Annotated in this window: 11 protein-coding genes; 9 read left to right on the top strand and 2 right to left on the bottom strand. The window is 44.4% G+C overall.

Annotated elements, in window-relative coordinates; translation table 11 throughout:
- Positions 1–242: 242 nt before the first annotated feature.
- Positions 243–2,246 carry a penicillin-binding transpeptidase domain-containing protein gene (locus GLW00_RS10520; protein WP_160913832.1) on the top strand — a complete coding sequence of 668 codons (2,004 nt, stop codon included), beginning with the start codon at positions 243–245 and terminating at the stop codon, positions 2,244–2,246.
- 86 nt (positions 2,247–2,332) lie between these two features.
- Here the strand turns inward: GLW00_RS10520 and GLW00_RS10525 are convergent, their stop codons facing one another.
- Positions 2,333–4,852, bottom strand: a complete 2,520-nt coding sequence (locus GLW00_RS10525; RefSeq protein WP_160913834.1) for a cyanophycinase — start codon at positions 4,850–4,852, stop codon at positions 2,333–2,335.
- Positions 4,853–5,219: 367 nt separating this feature from the next.
- Here GLW00_RS10525 and pgsB point away from each other — a divergent pair, with 367 nt between their 5' ends.
- The 5 genes from pgsB (at position 5,220) to GLW00_RS10550 (ending at position 11,336) form a co-directional block, all read left to right on the top strand.
- Positions 5,220–6,467 carry a poly-gamma-glutamate synthase PgsB gene (gene pgsB, locus GLW00_RS10530; RefSeq protein ID WP_202412472.1) on the top strand — a complete coding sequence of 416 codons (1,248 nt, stop codon included), beginning with the start codon at positions 5,220–5,222 and terminating at the stop codon, positions 6,465–6,467.
- 21 nt (positions 6,468–6,488) lie between these two features.
- Complete coding sequence (pgsC, locus tag GLW00_RS10535) at positions 6,489–6,938, top strand: poly-gamma-glutamate biosynthesis protein PgsC (RefSeq protein WP_160913838.1); 450 nt, start codon at positions 6,489–6,491, stop codon at positions 6,936–6,938.
- 13 nt (positions 6,939–6,951) lie between these two features.
- A complete protein-coding gene (locus tag GLW00_RS10540; RefSeq protein ID WP_160913840.1) occupies positions 6,952–8,208 on the top strand; it encodes a CapA family protein in 1,257 nt (418 codons plus the stop codon).
- Between the two features lie 13 nt (positions 8,209–8,221).
- Positions 8,222–10,069, top strand: coding sequence for a gamma-glutamyltransferase family protein (locus tag GLW00_RS10545; RefSeq protein ID WP_160913841.1), 1,848 nt, complete (start codon positions 8,222–8,224; stop codon positions 10,067–10,069).
- A 157-nt stretch (positions 10,070–10,226) separates the two neighbouring features.
- Positions 10,227–11,336 carry a polysaccharide pyruvyl transferase family protein gene (locus GLW00_RS10550; protein WP_160913843.1) on the top strand — a complete coding sequence of 370 codons (1,110 nt, stop codon included), beginning with the start codon at positions 10,227–10,229 and terminating at the stop codon, positions 11,334–11,336.
- Between the two features lie 92 nt (positions 11,337–11,428).
- Here the strand turns inward: GLW00_RS10550 and GLW00_RS10555 are convergent, their stop codons facing one another.
- Positions 11,429–12,823 (bottom strand): L-cystine transporter, encoded by a 1,395-nt coding sequence (locus tag GLW00_RS10555; RefSeq protein WP_160913845.1) that lies wholly within the window; start codon positions 12,821–12,823, stop codon positions 11,429–11,431.
- A gap of 246 nt (positions 12,824–13,069) precedes the next feature.
- Between GLW00_RS10555 and GLW00_RS10560 the strand changes: the two genes are divergently transcribed.
- The 3 genes from GLW00_RS10560 (at position 13,070) to GLW00_RS10570 (ending at position 17,042) form a co-directional block, all read left to right on the top strand.
- On the top strand, positions 13,070–14,047 hold the full coding sequence (locus GLW00_RS10560; RefSeq protein WP_160913847.1) for a ring-cleaving dioxygenase: 978 nt from the start codon (positions 13,070–13,072) through the stop codon (positions 14,045–14,047).
- A 145-nt stretch (positions 14,048–14,192) separates the two neighbouring features.
- Positions 14,193–15,599: a hypothetical protein gene (locus GLW00_RS10565; protein ID WP_160913849.1), complete on the top strand. Its 1,407-nt coding sequence runs from the start codon at positions 14,193–14,195 to the stop codon at positions 15,597–15,599.
- A 12-nt stretch (positions 15,600–15,611) separates the two neighbouring features.
- On the top strand, positions 15,612–17,042 hold the full coding sequence (locus GLW00_RS10570; protein ID WP_160913851.1) for a capsular polysaccharide export protein, LipB/KpsS family: 1,431 nt from the start codon (positions 15,612–15,614) through the stop codon (positions 17,040–17,042).
- Positions 17,043–17,083: the final 41 nt, after the last annotated feature.

Here is a 17,083-nt window from a genome sequence, read left to right on the forward strand (position 1 = left end):
AACAACTTTCTTCTTAACTTCTTCAGGATAATGAACTTTTTTACCCATAAGAAAAACACCTCCAAGTGTAAGTAGTATTACAACTTTGAAGGTGTTTTATTAAGTCTCATTTTATTAGGTCACTCTATTTTTTATGAAGGGGGTTTTTTTATAGAAAAGGTGGCTTTCTGTTCATTTATCCCCGAGTGTACTATGATGAAAATAGGTTATTTTTGTCTATTTATGTAAAGGGGGAGGTAAATATGAAGTGGTGGCGATTCATGTTTGTCGGAATTGGAATAATTTTATTACTGGCGGGTTGCTCGGATCAACCAAGGCCGGAAGATGCTTTTCAATCCTATATGGAGAGTTGGGAGAATGGTGAATATGAAAAAATGTATGAGGATCTCAGTGAGAATTCAAAGCAGCTTTTGAATAAAGAGGAATTTGTTGATCGTTATACAACAATTTATGAAGGAATTGATATGGCGAACCTCTCATTTACATACGAACTTCCAGAAGAAGAACAAGAGTATGAAACCGAAGATACGCCTTCCTTTGAATTTAAAGGTACGTTGGATTCGTTAGGAGGGGCCATTGAGTTTTCCAACATGACAACCCTCGTCTATGAAGAAGAGGAGGAGAATGACGATGCTCGCTGGGCAGTGCAGTGGAACTCTTCTATGATTTTTCCTCAAATGGAAGAAGGAGACGAGGTAAGAGCCTGGACCCTGGATCCTAAGCGTGGTGAAATGTTTGATGCAAATGGGAGTCCGCTGGCTGTCAACGGAGGTGTCCTTAATGTCGGTATCGTACCCGGCTGGATGGAAGAAAACACGGAAGAAGAAACAGAAAAACTAAAAAAAGCGGTCGCTGAAATTTTGGATACAACCATAGAGCATATTGATCAACAGTTGAATCAATCCTGGGTTGCAGCAGATACGTTCGTACCTGTGGGAGCTGTCGCTGAAAATGATGAAGAGACGATCAAGGCACTTAAGGATGATGAACTGCCCCGGGGAGTGAAATTCCAACCGGATCAAGAAGCAAGAAGCTACCCATTAGGAGAGGCAGCCGCTCATTTAATTGGATATGTAGGTCCGATTCAAGCGGAGGAACTTGAAGAGTTGGAAAGTGAAGGTTATACAGCGGCTGATCAACTTGGAAAAACCGGACTTGAAAGTGTTCTTGAAGAGCAATTGAGAGGGGAGGAAGGTGGAAAAGTCGTTATTCAGACAGACGAGGGAGAAACGAAAGAAGTCTTAGCTGAAACAGAGGCAAAGGATGGAAAAGATTTCAACCTGACCATATCGTCGGAAGTGCAGAAATCCCTACATAGACAATTGTCGGGAGAGTCAGGAGCTGCTTCTGCCATCAATCCAATGACAGGTGATGTCCTTGCTCTAGTCAGCGCCCCTGCTTATGATCCGAATGCGATTGTCCTCGGACGTAACGAAAAGTCGACCTTGAACAAATTCAACCGCACCTATTCACCTGGATCCACATTCAAGCCGATCACAGCAGCCATCGGCCTTGAACAAGGAGTCATTACACCAGAAGAAGAGCTCTCGATTAAGGGAACGACCTATGAGCAGAACGGATACACGGTGACAAGGGTGGCAGGAGCGGCTGAAGATGAACAAGTGAATCTTAGAGACGCACTCGTTCGTTCCGACAATATCTATTTTGCCCGCAAAATCCTCGAAATTGGTGGAGAAACCTTCCTCCAGGAAACTCGTGAGTTCGGCTTTGGGGAGGACCTTCCGTTGACTTTCCCGATAGAAAGTTCCCAGTTGCTGAACGGAGATGCATTTGAACGGGACGCGTTACTCGGGGACACGGGTTTTGGACAAGGGGAGATTCAAATGAGCAGCCTTCACTTAGCACTCACTTATACCCCCTTCGTGACAGGAGGAGACCTCATGAAACCAAGGTTGGTCTCTTCTGAAGAAGTAGGGCAGGTATGGCATGAGAAAGTGATGAGTGAAGAGACAGCTTCAATCGTAAAGAATGACTTGAAAGCTGTGGTCGATGACCCAGCAGGGACCGCTTATAAGCCCGTCGAAAAAGGGTTGAATCTTGCGGGGAAAACGGGAACGGCAGAATTGAAAAAATCCCAGGAGGAGGATGGACAGGAGAATGGATGGTTCATCGCCTGGGATACTGAGAACAGGGACCTTATGGTGTCCATGATGATTGAAGAGGCTGAAGGCGGCAGCCACTATGTTGTACCGAAAGTGAAAGATGTTTTCAGTGATTTGCAATAAAACAAAAGGTTCTTCCCTTCCCCGGGAAGAACCTTTTGTTATTGGTTTATAACCTTTATGGCCTCGAAAAGAATGGTGTCTTTTTCTTAACGGTCTTGGATGTTCACTTCTACTGGTTGAATATCCAAATAGACATGCAAGTAAGAATAGTCATCCTTGCTGCCATCCTTGTATCCCCAGAATCCCTCTGTGTCTTCTTCTTCTCTGAAGGTCAATTCGAAACCTTTCCCTTTATGAAAACTGTAGCTTTTCACCTGTGTTTCGCGAACGTTGTCCAATAGAGCATAGGATAGATAGTTGTTCAAGTTTGCATGAGGAGTCAGCACACCTGAGTGTGGAGCCGCTTCATAATCGAAATACTCGTAGTCTTTAGTTGATACTTTATGGTCACTGATCGAGAATTCGTTCGTGTTAAGGTTCAGTTGATCGCCGGAAGTAAGCCAGGATAGACGGATCCCTTCGTAACCTTTCCACCCGTCGTTTTCTTCTTGATCATTGATATCGATGACAGAAACCCCTGCACGCCCGACTACACTTAAAGCATTTTCTTTGTTGTCCAGAATTAGAGCGGTATCCTCATCAATGCCATAGGAATATTCATCTGTTTCCCCATGAGCAGCGTCTGTCGCAATCAGACGACCTAGTCGTGCTTTATTATCAAAATGCTGGTCGATGATTCCGTAAGGGAAGAACCCCAGTCCTTTTTCAAGATAAGCAGGGCCGCCTTCCTGCTGGGACATGCTGTCATAGGTTTTTGTAAATCCTTTGCTTAATGTATCAAAGCTTCCACCACCCGCAAGCATAACGTCGCTCATAATGGCTGCTCCTGCACTGGTCCCTCCTAATACGGCTCCTTCCTCGTAAATGGTCCATAAGCTTTCTAGGACTTTAGATTGGGATCCATCATCATTCAGCAGGGAGGCGGTAATATCGGTCTGATCGCCACCGACAAACCATATCGCGTCATAGCTTTTTACTTGGTCTGCCAATTCCTCATCATTCCGGTTCTTTAACCAATGACTTTCATCTTCTTTTGTGTTCTTAAAGTCATGATTCGATAGAGGAAGGATCTCTATTTTATCCGGATGGACTCCATAGGAAATTAAGTCTTCCCTGAATTGGTGGGAACTTTTGAGACTTGAACTTGCAGCAGGAATGATTCCATATTTCCCATCCTCACCTGCCCTTGAGATGAACGCTTCGTAAACTTCTTCGTTTGAGCTTCCTAAAGCACCACCTGCCATAACCAACGACCCTTTAGTATCAGCCTTGAAGGAAGAGTCCGGCGCGGTGAACGAGGAGGGCTGAAACGCTTCGAAAAGGTCTGCCTCGTCTTTAAACTGTACATTCACAGGGATCGCATCCATCGTGACATGAGTGATCGAATAGGAATCTTTTTGACCATCTTCATATCCCCAGTACCCTTTCGTATCCGCTGTCTGTTTAAAAGTAAGTTTAAACCCTTCCCCTGAATTGTCATAGAGGTAACTTTCTACTTTATCAGCGGCTGCGTTATCTACAAGAGAGTAGGAAAGATAATTCGGCAGTGTACCATAGGAAGTCAGAACACCAGTAGCCGGTAGAGGTTCAAAATTGAAATACTCATTGCCTGTCGTTTCGAGGCTGCGTGCTTCATCTATGTGAAAGCTTTTATCCTCTACGTTGACGTGATCTCCTGCTGCGAGGTAGCTTAAGTCCAATCCATTTATGGAATCACCTTCCACAGTAGCTTGGGAAACATCAACAACTGTGAGGGTACTTCTACCAATCACTTCAATGGTTTTTTCTTTGTTAGATACTACCATTGCGGTGTCTTCATCAATTCCATAGGCGTAGTTCCCCTGGTTTTCATACTTCAACGCAGTGGCGGCTAACCTGCCGAGCCTTGATCGTTCGCTGAAATGTTGATCCACAATTCCCCATTGAAAGAACCCGAGACCTTGCTCAATGTAAACAGGGACAGACTCCTCGGAAGGATTTGAAACATCTTCGTAAATGAAGGATTGATTGAATCCACCAAGGCTGTCTCCCCCTGTGATCATGACATCACTCATGATGGCAGCTCCTGCGCTTGTCCCGCCAAGAACGGCTCCATCCTTGTAGATCTCCCAAATCGCTTCAAGGGCTTTGGTTTTCTTTCCGTTCGACTTGAGAAGAGTGTCGGTGATTTTTAATTGATCTCCTCCGACAAACCAAAGGCCTGTAAGATCCTTGATTTGATCGGACACTTTATTCTTTTGAGCGTTGCTTTTCCATTTTCGTTCATTTGCTTCTGTGTCTTTAAAGTCGTGGTTCGATAATTCAAGAATTTCCACATCTGATGGGCTCACTCCGTAAGTGACCATATCTTCTTTGAACTGTTGGGAGGATTTCAAGGAGCCTGAAGCGGCTGGGACGATACCGATGCGTGCGTTTTCTTCTCCTCCAGCAAGGTTGATAAATTCCTTATACACGTCACTGTTGCTTGAGCCAAGAGCACCTACTACAATGACCAAGTTCCCTTTAATTTCCTCTTTTTCACTTTTTCCTGCTGAGACGGAAGGGACGAAAGACGAAAAAGTCATAACCGTGACGAATACTATGAACAGCCATTTTCGATTGTGCATCGTTCATGCTCCTTTCAAATTTTCTATTCAATATTTATCAAGCAACTTTCATGCCAAAAAAGAGGAGGCGTTAAGAATAAGGGTTTATGATTTATTGGGTATTAATGGCTGTAATAGAAAAACTGTATTAGCACCTATTGTTCTTCTGGGAATGGATAGGGGGAGTCTTGGTTTAAAAAATATCTTTACAAAAGTATTTTGAAAATTCCAATTAAAAATCTACCATTAGGGTATGGTAATATACTAGGACTTATGCCGAGTGGTGGCGTTTGTTGTAATAATCTGTTAGTTTTAGAGAAGATGAGTTCATGGTATCTTTGGAACTAGATAAGGATGTGAAATGTGAGTGGATGAGTTAGCGTACCTGATGATCTTCTTTGTTGTTGTGCTCGTTATAGGTCTTTGGGAAAAATATAAGCTTGATCGTCGTCTGAAAAAAATCCCCACCAGGATCCTCGTCAATGGAATTCGTGGGAAGTCAACGGTCACCCGTCTTGTTATGGGCATTCTTAAACAGGATGGGCAGAAAGTAGTTGGAAAAACGACAGGGACGTCAGCACGGATGTTTTATTGGGATAAGGATGAGGAAGAACCGATTGTCCGTGGTCTGCAAGGTCCGAACATTAATGAACAAATGAGGATCACGGAGCAAGTGGTGAAACGACGTGCAGATGCTTTTGTCAGTGAATGTATGGCTGTGAATCCGGAATATCAGCAGGTCTTCCAGGAGCGGCTGGTTAAGGCGAACATTACAATCATCGCCAATGTCATTGAAGACCATATGGATGTAATGGGTCCGACGCTTGATGATATAGCGGAAGCTTTCGGCTCGACCATTCCGGAGAACGGTTACGTCATCATACCGGAAACCCCCTATCAGAAGTATTTTGAGAAAATCGCACGCCAGAAGAATTCGAAAGTCGTCGTTGCGGATGAAAGCTGGATAGACGAAGCATACTTGCAGAAGTTCCCATTCATGATTTTTCCTCAAAACGCAGCCCTTGCGATGGCTGTTGCGGAAATTTTGGATATCGATCGTGAAGTTGCGCTTGAGGGAATGCTGCAGGCACCTGTCGATCCAGGAGCGATGCGTGTCCATCGTTTCGGTAAGGAAGAAGCGCCTAAATACTTCTTTAACGGTTTCGCTGCGAATGACACGACATCAACGTTGAACATCTGGGAAAGAATCCAGCAGTTGGATTACCCCGACCAGGAGCGTACAATCGTCATGAGCTGCCGGAGTGACAGAGTAGAGCGGACGATTGATTTCGCTGAAAATGTCCTGCCCCATATTGAAATGGAGCGGTTGATTGTCATGGGAGAAAGTGTGTGGCCGATTACGAAAGCCTATGAAGAAGGCAAAATCAGGCCTCTTAATCTTATAAACCTGGAAAAAGCATCGACGGAAGTTATTGTCGATCAATTGAAAGAACTTCCGGATGATAGTGTCATCTACGGAATCGGTAACATCGTCGGAGCTGGTGAGAAGGTGGCAGCGGCTGTCGAAGAGCTTGAATTCCGCCCTTCTTCCCGAGAAGAAACGGGATGGGAGATCATGGAAGAATCGGAAGGAAGCCGATCATTTACTCGTAAGGTTTTGCAGACGAACAAATAACGGTAGGGAGTTGGAGTTCACGTGTTCGGTACTGATTTATATATCGCGATTGTCATAGGTGTTTTATTAAGCTTGTTGTATGCAGAAAAAACAGGAATCGTGCCCGCGGGTCTGGTTGTCCCGGGCTACATAGCGTTGATATTCGATCAAGTGATGTACGTATTAGCTGTTGGATTGATCAGCCTGGTTACATACTTACTCGTTTCTCAAGTTCTATCAAGGTTTACGGTTCTTTACGGCCGTCGTAAATTTGCTGCGATGTTGACCGTCGGGGTTTTGATGAAGATGTCGATGGATTATTTATATCCCCTCACCCCATTTCCTGTCATGGAATTAAGGGGAATTGGAGTCATTGTCCCTGGATTGATCGCAAACTCAATACAGAAGCAGGGAGTGCTGCCTACCTTTAGTGCTACTTTCCTGATTGCGTTCGCAACGTTTGTATTGATTACGGCGTACCATTTGGTTTAGAGGAGATTTTTCAATGGAAGAAAAAGACCTTAAATATAAGATGAAAGTATGGACGAAGAAGCATAAAAAGAAAGCACCTTTCCATTCCATGGTGCTCGCAGCTCTATTGGCGGTTCCTTTCTTCGGTCACCAATGGATCGATAAACCGGACATGCCACAAGAGACACGCCCGGATGATGTCGATTTCAGAATTTCGATGGTCGGGGACATGATGCTCGGTCGTCACGTTCGTGATGCCGCTGTCAGGAGTGGCGAACCGATTGGACGTGTGTTTGATTATGTGACTCCATACTTTAAAGAGTCTGATTATGTCACAGGGAATTTTGAAAACCCGGTCATTGACGCTGAGAATCCTGAAGTTGAAGCCGTCATGGAAGATTTTGAACTGCGTAATAAGGATATCCATTTGTATGCAGATAAAGGAGCCGAAGAGGCGCTGGTGGATGCTGGTTTCGACTCTGTCAATCTGGCAAACAACCATATGATGGACTATGGGAATCTTTCATTAGAAGAAACACTTAAACATATGGAAGACCTCGACCTTGACCTCCTGGGAATTGGTCGTGCATTAGATCCTGCTGAAGGAATGTTTGAGGAAGAGGAAACATTGACCGATGCCGGTGAAATTCATTATTTCGATGCGAACGGAAGAAATATCGCGATTCTAGGCTTCACGGATGTGTTTGTTCAGGGTTATAGTGCCAGTGAGTATGTCGGCGGGGTTTTGACGAATGCTGGGCTTGGTGTGCTGCAAAGTAGAATCCGTGAAGCGAAAGAGCAGGCAGATATCGTTATGGTTCATACCCACTGGGGAGACGAGTACCAGGTCGGTTCAAATGATACACAGGAAACACTTGCGTATTTGATGACCGATATGGGAGCGGACGTCATTATCGGCCACCACTCTCACGTGCTTGAACCCATCACTCGTGTACATATCGAGAGAGACCCGGATGATCCACAGAGTGAAGATAAGACGTCGATCGTCATGAACAGTCTTGGGAATTTCGTCTTCGACCAGGGATGGTCGCGAACGAAAGACTCGACCCTTGCTCAACTTGACTTTTTACAGGGTGGAGGAGCAGAACTTTCTTTCATACCTATGCAAATATCCGATACGAGACCAAGGGAAACAGATGGAATATTGAAGCCGTTCCGTGATTATCGTATTTTCCGGACGCTTAGAAAAGAACTGGACGATCAACTATGGCGGATGGAAGACGGCAGACTTGTCATCGATTTGAAAAAAGCCGGCGTCATTGAAGGATAGGAGGTCCGCAGGTTTGAATGATTTGAAAGTGACCTATATACTTGCCGGCATTATTTTCGTCGGCTTAGTTGGATGGAATGTATATTTTGAAGAAGAATTTGACCAGTTCCGTGAGCCTTATGAAGTTCAGGGGCGTGAGGAGACGGTTGAAGTGGATACTTCTTCAGAGGAAGAAGCCTTTGTGTACGGCGTCAGTGCTGTGCACCCACTCGCGGTAGAAGCGGGCATGAAAGTGCTCAATGAGGGAGGGAATGCTGCTGAAGCAGCGATCGCTGTCTCTTTTGTTCTGAATGTCGTGGAACCCTATGGCTCCGGTATCGGCGGAGGTGGACAGATGATTGTCCACGAACCGGACGAAGGCGCCATCACATATGATTATCGGGAAGCGGCTCCTGTTAGCGGTGCGCGCCCACAACGTGGAATTGCTGTGCCTGGCTTTGTGAAAGGGATGGGCGAGGTTTACGAAGATTACGGAGACAAAATGGAGTGGAATGAGTTGCTGGAAGATGCCGTTACTCACAGTGAAGAAGGCATCAAAGTCGGGCGGATCTTTAATGAGCAGCTTCAGAACTCCAGACGTTTCATTCAATCAGGGAATGAAGATCCGGCCATTTACAACATGTTTTACCCTGAAGACCGGCCGTTACAGATCAATGATACTCTTGTACAGGCAGAACTTGCGGAAACATTGAAAACACTGCAGCAGCAAGGGGCAGAATCTTTTTATGAAGGGGAGATTGCTGACTCATTAACAAGCCAGATCGGTTTCCAACCGGGAGATCTTGGAGCTTATGAAGTCGGTAAGCGCCCTGCGCCAAAAGGTGAGTTCAAGGGCCAGACCTTGTATGCGGGCTCCTCTCCGACATCTGGGATCATTGTGATCCAGGCATTGAAGATGCTGGAACAGTTGGAAGCGAACCTGGATAAAGTGCTGGAAGAGGAATATGCCCTGCCTGGTGGCGGATGGCCAGCGTTCCTTGATGGCAACCTTCCTGAGAATATGGAACAGATTGTCAATGATCAACAATATGAAGATATCTATATCCACCTTGTGAATAAGATCGTCGACAAAGTCTACACCGACAGGGTCTACACCCTTGGCGACCCTGAGTTTGAGGAAGTCGAGCAGGAGAAATTGACCTCAACAGAATATACAAATCAGTTGTTTGAAGAGGAATTTTCTGTCGGTGGTGAGGCACTGACAAGCTCTGCGGACTTGTACACCGCACCAGGTGAGAAAGCGGATCACCGCAATACAACACATTTTGTGGTTGTTGATAAGAACGGGATGATGGTGTCCGCGACGAACTCACTCGGGAAATTTTTCGGTTCAGGATTGTACGTGGATGGGTTCTTCTTAAATCATCAAATGAACAACTTTGATACTGCCGAAGATTCGATGAACGCTTATGAACCAGGCAAGCGCCCGCGTTCGTTCGTCTCACCGATGATCTTCGCAAGAGACGGAAAAGCAGTCCTCGGCATCGGTTCTCCTGGCGGGAAAAGGATCCCGGCCATGCTGATCCAAACATTGATCCAATACGAATATGGGCGGAGTGAAGACACTGGCGAGCAGCTGACGTTGCAGCAAGCAATCAGCCGCAGCCGTTTTTACACGGAAGATAACGTCGTCCATGTTGAAAACCTGATTGAGCAGCAGCCCATCGCCCGATTAAGGGATTTGAAAGGCTACTCTGTCATTGAACATGACTCTCCTGTTTTCTATGGTGGTATTCAGGGACTGGGAATACGCACGAACGGAGATGTCCTCCAAATGTACGGCGGTGGAGATCCCCGCCGTTTAGGAACATGGCAGATTGGGAATCAGAACGGTATGGATGATGTGAGTAGTGCACAATAGATGAAAAAAGGACTCTCCCTGTAGGGCGGGTCCTTTTTTGTGATCTTTTATAGAGAAGGCTTTTTTTAGAATCACCGAAGCCTTTTACATGAATAGCTCCGCCTATATCAAAATAGTAATGAAGAGACAGGGTACGGTCAGGAAGGAGGGAGATCTCATGACCTATCTAGTACTTTCTACATTCCCTGCGAATGGTTCTGGAAATTCGGGCGATGCCTTCATTACACAGAGCCTTATTCAATTAATTCGTAATGTGAAAGGAAATCCATTGATTGATACCCGTCGATTGGCGGAGGAAGATGTGGATCAGGTGGAGGACTTCGATAAATATAAGGCGGTGATTTTTGCAGGATTTGCCCCCCGAATAGAGGGTACCGGAGTGGCGCCGAAATATCGTAACCGGTATTTCAAGGAGGCAGTGAAAAGATCTATTCCGGTCTTTGTATTTGGATCGGGCTGGACGGTATATCCAGGTACAAAGGGACAGAGCCGACTGCTTCAATTGGATGACGTGGAGAAAGATCAGCTTGTCCGGACTTTTGGCTATGCAGACGGACCTCTTCAACAAAACGTTCTATCTACAAGAGATCACCCGACAGATCAACTTCTTATGAATAATGGGGTGAAAACTTACGGGACGGTAGGAGATTGTGCACTATTTGATATTAATCAGTTATTTGCTAAACCGGAACTTCCTGATGAAATCAAAAAAGTAGCTGTTTCTATGCCGCATAATCCACCCCATTTTGTCTATGCCTATGAATTAGCGAAAAAAATCAAGCAGGAGTTTTCCTGTCATGTTTCAATTACCTTGCATAGCAGATGGAGTAAAAAAAGAAGAGCTTTATGGAAACATAACGATATCCCTCTGGTGGATCTTTCGGGGGATGCCAACCACCTTTCCTATTACAAAGATTGCGACCTTCACGTAGGGTTCCGGCTGCATGGACATATTTGGTTCCTTCGTAATCGGAAGCCCAGTCTCCTTTTAGGAGAAGATGGAAGAGGGTATGGCCATTTGCAAACGTTTCGTGGACTTGGAGACTCTGTGGTACCGGCGCATTACTTGAAGGATAAGCCGAGGATGATTCATATCCATGACCCGATGTATCAAACGATGAAAACATCCTTTCCTGACTTTGACCCTCTTCAGATGGTGAAGGAAGAAATTTTATCTGGTTATCCTGTTACCAAGAGAACGCTGAAAACCATTGATCGATTATGGGTGAACAAAATGGAACCTCTACTCCAAATGCTTCCCGATTAACTCTGCTATAAATGCATGGTTTTTGATGGGATAGGAAAGTTTAGAAGCTGAATATAAAAAGGTGACCTTATATAAGGTCACCTTTTTCAAGCTTACACAGCAATATCTTTCTCAACCGCTTTTTTATCGTTAAAGCGCTCAAGGTTCAAAGTCTTCAAGACACGTGAAGTCAAGGTTCCTGAAGTCATCGCCCCATTGACATTCAATGCGGTACGGCCCATATCAATCAGAGGCTCAACGGAAATGAGCAATCCGGCCAAAGCGACGGGAAGGTTCATGGATGAAAGGACGATTAGTGCGGCGAATGTTGCTCCGCCTCCGACACCAGCCACACCAAATGAACTGATGGCCACAATCAACACAAGCTGAACCAGGAATCCAGGGCTCAACGGATCAATTCCCACAGAAGGAGCAATCATGACAGCGAGCATGGCTGGGTAGATGCCTGCGCAGCCATTTTGACCAATGGTTGCACCAAAAGAGGCAGACATGTTTGCGACCCCTTCTTCGACACCGAGGCTGTTTTTCTGAGCGGATATATTCAATGGAATCGTTCCTGCACTGGATCTTGATGTGAAAGCAAAACTAAGAACAGGCAGCACTTTTCGTAAATATGTGAATGGGTTTAACCCGAAGATCCCAATCAATACAAGGTGGATGATGAACATCACCCCTAATGCGACATAGGAAGCAAGCACGAATTTCCCTAACTCCAGAATTCCTCCCACATCCGTCTGAGCTACGGTGGTAGCCATCAGTCCTAAAATACCGATGGGAGTGAGGCGTAGGACAAGTGTGACAATACGCATGACTACTGCGTAAAAAGAGTTGACGATTTTGACGAACAATTTAGCTTGTTCCGGCTGTTTGCGGCGTACCCCGAGAACAGCGATACCGATAATAGCGGAGAAGATGACCACGGCAATAGTGGATGTTGCGCGATCTCCCGTCATATCAAGAAATGGATTGGCTGGAATAAATTCAAGAATTTTTTGTGGTGTGGACATATCCTGAACTTCTGTCAGGCGTTCTTCTAAATATAGCCCCCGGCTTTCTTCTGCTTGACCGGCTTCAATTTCACCTGCATTCAAATCGAACAAAAAGGAGCTCCCGATGCCCACAAGTGCTGCAATCGCTGTAGTTCCTACGAGTACACCGATGATCCATAGGGAGATTTTTCCCAACTGTGATGTTTTTTCGAGATTGATAATGGATTGGATGATGGACACCATAATTAACGGAATGACAATCATCATAAGTAAGCGTACGTACCCACGTCCTGCGATGTTGTACCAATCAGTTGTCTGTGCTGTGATACTGGAATCGGTTCCAAATACGAATTGTAAGTACACACCTAAGAGTACTCCAAGCCCAAGCCCTGCAAAGACACGTTTACTGAAAGAAATGTGTTTTTGCTGCATACGGATGAGGACAAGAATAAGCGCAAAAATAAGAGCGATGTTGACGATTACAAGAAATGTTTCCATGATTTCATTACCTCCTTCTAGACATTAACTTATTAAACCGATGGAAAAGGTTGGTTTTAAACTTACACCAGTATTTAACAGCTGTCAACATGAAAAATAATAAATGGAGCCTCCATATACAGAAGGTATGAGCAGGAGGCCTCTTGTATGAACTTAATAAATTGACAATGCAAGGTTCATGATATATATTTATCTTGAAACTGAGATAATTATGTTGCAGTCATAAATAAATTGGGAGGGGATCGAATGAATGAGTTGAAAGGCATTCACCATGTCACCGCCATAACAAGCAGTGCAGAGAAAAATTATGAATTTTTCACCTATACCCTTGGCATGCGTCTTGTGAAAAAGACAGTCAATCAGGATGATATTGAAACGTACCACCTATTTTTTGCAGATGATGAAGGGCATCCAGGTACGGATATGACCTTCTTTGATTTTCCAGGCATTCCGAAAGGCTCCCATGGAACGAATGAAATTGCGAAAACTTCTTTCCGTGTTCCGAGTGATGAGGCCTTGGATTACTGGGTGAAGAGGTTTGATCGTTTGGAAGTGAAACACAAAGGAATTCAGGAACGGTTCGGCAAGAAGGTTCTTCCTTTTATCGATTTTGATGATCAAGCTTATGAGCTGGTATCCGACGAAAACGATGATGGAGTAGCCCCAGGTACACCATGGCAGAAAGGTCCCGTTCCATTAGAATACGCCATTACCGGTCTTGGACCCATATACGTGAGAGTCGACAATCAGGAATACTTCAAGGAAATGCTTGAGAAAGTCATGAATTTCAGGGAAGCGGATGAAGAAGGCGCGTTCACCCTGTTCGAAGTGGGAGAAGGTGGAAACGGTGCTTCAGTAATTGTGGAATACAACACGATTCTTCCGCCGGCGCGTCAAGGATATGGCACCGTTCACCATGCTGCTTTTCGTGTAGAAGATAAAAAGGCACTGGAGGCTTGGATTGAACGTTTATCGAAGTTCGGTTTGAGGAACTCAGGATTCGTCAATCGTCATTATTTTGGTTCTTTATACGCTAAAGTTGCTCCGCAAATTCTCTTTGAATGGGCCACGGACGGACCGGGATTCATGGAAGATGAGCCGTATGAAACTCTTGGAGAGAAATTATCCCTTCCACCTAAACTTGAACCGAAAAGAACAGAAATTGAGAATTATGTACGTCCGATCGACACAGTGAGGAGTACGAAAGAAATAGAAAAAGAATAGGAATAACGGAAGCCAGGGTGCAGGGTTGCACCCTGGCTTTTTACTTTGGTTAATTTTTCCGAACACATCTACATAAGATGATTCAGTATAGATGTTAGCTAATAACCATTCTTATTTATGGGATGGAAGGAGGGGTCAGGATACGATGAACCATTTCGAACGTAATTATTGGGCCTCCTGTCTGGATTTTATTCAGGATTTTAAACATTTTGCTTACCTAGGGATACCACTTTCCCTCGTTTGTCCTTATTATGTTCTTGTAAACGGGAAGAAGGATATTTTGAGTAAGCTAGAAAATAAAACCACAAAGTTGAACGCAAAAATAACCAGCGCTAACCAAATCCAGGCATTGTTTGATGCTCATTTCTCTGCTTTTAAGAAAAAGGAAAGCAAAAGGGAAGGGAAAGTTGTTTTTTATGATAATGTCCTGCGCTTTCCTGATCTACTTATGAGGTCGAATTTCTCACCAGCTGAATCCCTCATTCTTAAGAGGAAGTCGAATGTTCATGGAGCAAAGTCACAAAAGGAAATTCCTGTCGACAGTCTTGAAAGGTATCACAAAGTTCAATCTAAAACGATTCAGGCCTATCAAAGGCGGGCATGGACTTATTTTAAGAAAGCGAAAGATCATCCTATTTATAAAAATAAGGGATTTCAAACGGAGTTTGTTAAGCAGATCCCCAATATGATGAAACAAATAGCTGCAGCGAAAGGTTTTTTTGAAGAGAATAAAGTCTCCTGCCTTGTGACAGGAACAACGAACAGCAGTGATACAAGGATTTTGACTTTAACAGCTGCCTTAAATGGAATACCAAGTGTTTGTCTCCAGCATGGGGTTGTGATGCTTGAATTTGGTTACCTTCCAAAAGTTTCTACCTACCAGGCGGTGTATGGACCTGAAGATATTCAATGGTACACCAGTAAGGGGGTGCCGGATCAGTCATTAAAGTCCATCGGACACCCGAGGTTTGATGAACTAGTCAAAAGAAAGACGCTCGACCCAAAAGCATTTGCCAGTCATTTCAAGTTAGATAGTACTAAGAAATCCGTATTGATGGTAATTCATCATATTGAAACAGCTTTTCCACAAGCGATGCTTGAAGAACTGGAACGGAAAGGCGTTGTCAATATCATCATCAAACAAAGGAATGGAAAACAGGGGAAAACATCCCAGACATTGGCCTTGCAGAAGAAATTTCCCCAGGTTAAATTTGCCGATGACATGCACCTGTATGATCTCTTGAATAATGTGGATGCTGTGGTGAGCTATGAATCTACGATTGTGCTTGAAGCTATGCTTGCGAATAAACCTGTTTATATATGGAGGTTGAAAAGCCTGCACGCGAGTTCGACAAATTATTACAGAGACCTGAGTGAATATATCCATGATGATCCGCAGAAGCTTGTCGATCACATGATTGCTGTTATGAACGCCCCTAGGAATAAAACCTGGTTGAAAAAGAGGCAGCAGTTTCTTGCTACTCATTATCCACACAAATCAGGAACCAGCAGCGCGAAACTAAAAGCTTTAGTGAACTCGATTACAAAATAAGAGGGTGAAATGATGAATACATTCGAGAGGAATTTTTGGTCTCTTTATGTAGATTTTTTAGAAGCTTTTAGTGAGGTCAAGTATAAAGGTATCTCCATTCCTTATTTGTGTCATTTCCGAAGTCTCTTTACAAACCATCACGAATTGAAGCAGAACCTTTCCTCGGAATCATTTAGTCAGCAGCTCTACCAAACGGTCCAAGACAAAAAGCTATTTCAACAACGGTTTACTGAATTTAAGAAGATGCATACCAATAACAAAGTGAAAAGGAAAGCGAACGGCAAAGTGGCTTTATACAATGCAGCGAACCTTCTTCGCTTTCCAATTGAGATTACAAAGAAGCATTTCAAACCGGAACACAGTTTTGTTATTCGGGACATTCGAGGGAAAACAACCTCACCCAGACCGATCACTGCGGAGGGGCTGCCGGCCTATTTTTTAATAGATTACGATGAATCCATCGACCATCATGTAGAGTTGATTCAAAAGCAGGTGGCCGGGATTATTGAGAAACACAAAAAACACCCTTTATTCGGGCATCCCACCTTCAAAGAAGCATTCAACGCACAAGTGGAACGTATTGCTCATCGTATTATTGAGTCGACGAACATGATTAAGAAATTACCCATTTCCTGTATCGTTTTTTCTTCCACTCATTATTATCAAAGTCGTACACTAGCAATCGTAGCGGCGAGACATAATATCCCAACCATCTGCATGCAGCACGGAATTGTGGGAAGTGAGAATGGCTACATGCCCAAAATAGCGGATGTGGACGCGGTTTATGGGCATTTCGAAGTCGACTGGTTCAAAAGTATAGGGGTAGCCGATGATGGAGTGAAAGTAATCGGTCACCCTCGCTTTGATTTGATCAACAAAGAGGCGACAATAACAAAAGAGACGCTGACAAAAAAACTGGGCCTTGATCCCAAGAAGAAAAACATTCTCTTAATTGTCCGCGGTAATGCCTATATAAAGCATTGGAGAAAGTTATTGGATGAATGGGATGGGCATGATCAATACAATGTCATCATCAAGGATTTTCCTGCTCAAACCCCTCATCCCTTGACGGAAAACTATGACTTTGCTGTTTCATCAAAGGGATATCATCTGTACACGCTTCTCCCACATGTGGATGTGGTTGTCGCTTACCTTTCTACGGTAGGACTAGAGGCGATGATTGCCGGTAAACCTGTATTTCTGTTATCTATCCCTGCACCCACGTATTCGGGCTATTATGACCGGCTTGGACAGATGGTCCAGAAAGAACCCGTAGGACTTGCGAATCTGGTGAATCGCTATTTTGTCAGTGAGAAGTTTCGTGCTAAGGAGTCTTCGAAGAGGAAGAAGTTCCTTGCCTACGCTTATCCTAATGTGAAGAGTTCCGGCCAGAGATTGATCGAACTGATTGCAGAGATGACGAAAGGACAGGGAAAGGCGTGATGGTTCTCCTTCATCACGCCTTTTGTTGGCTTCTGATGGTA

Source organism: Halobacillus litoralis, from assembly GCF_009856445.1.
Taxonomy (GTDB): Bacteria; Bacillota; Bacilli; order Bacillales; family Halobacillaceae; genus Halobacillus; species Halobacillus litoralis.

Bases quoted from the DNA above. Each gene is read 5' to 3' on its own strand.
- GLW00_RS10520 (WP_160913832.1), top strand. From the start codon at position 243: ATGAAGTGGTGGCGATTCATGTTTGTCGGAATTGGAATAATTTTATTA.
- GLW00_RS10525 (WP_160913834.1), bottom strand. From the start codon at position 4,852: ATGCACAATCGAAAATGGCTGTTCATAGTATTCGTCACGGTTATGACT.
- pgsB (WP_202412472.1), top strand. From the start codon at position 5,220: ATGATCTTCTTTGTTGTTGTGCTCGTTATAGGTCTTTGGGAAAAATAT.
- GLW00_RS10540 (WP_160913840.1), top strand. From the start codon at position 6,952: ATGGAAGAAAAAGACCTTAAATATAAGATGAAAGTATGGACGAAGAAG.
- GLW00_RS10550 (WP_160913843.1), top strand. From the start codon at position 10,227: ATGACCTATCTAGTACTTTCTACATTCCCTGCGAATGGTTCTGGAAAT.
- GLW00_RS10555 (WP_160913845.1), bottom strand. From the start codon at position 12,823: ATGGAAACATTTCTTGTAATCGTCAACATCGCTCTTATTTTTGCGCTT.
- GLW00_RS10560 (WP_160913847.1), top strand. From the start codon at position 13,070: ATGAATGAGTTGAAAGGCATTCACCATGTCACCGCCATAACAAGCAGT.
- GLW00_RS10565 (WP_160913849.1), top strand. From the start codon at position 14,193: ATGAACCATTTCGAACGTAATTATTGGGCCTCCTGTCTGGATTTTATT.
- GLW00_RS10570 (WP_160913851.1), top strand. From the start codon at position 15,612: ATGAATACATTCGAGAGGAATTTTTGGTCTCTTTATGTAGATTTTTTA.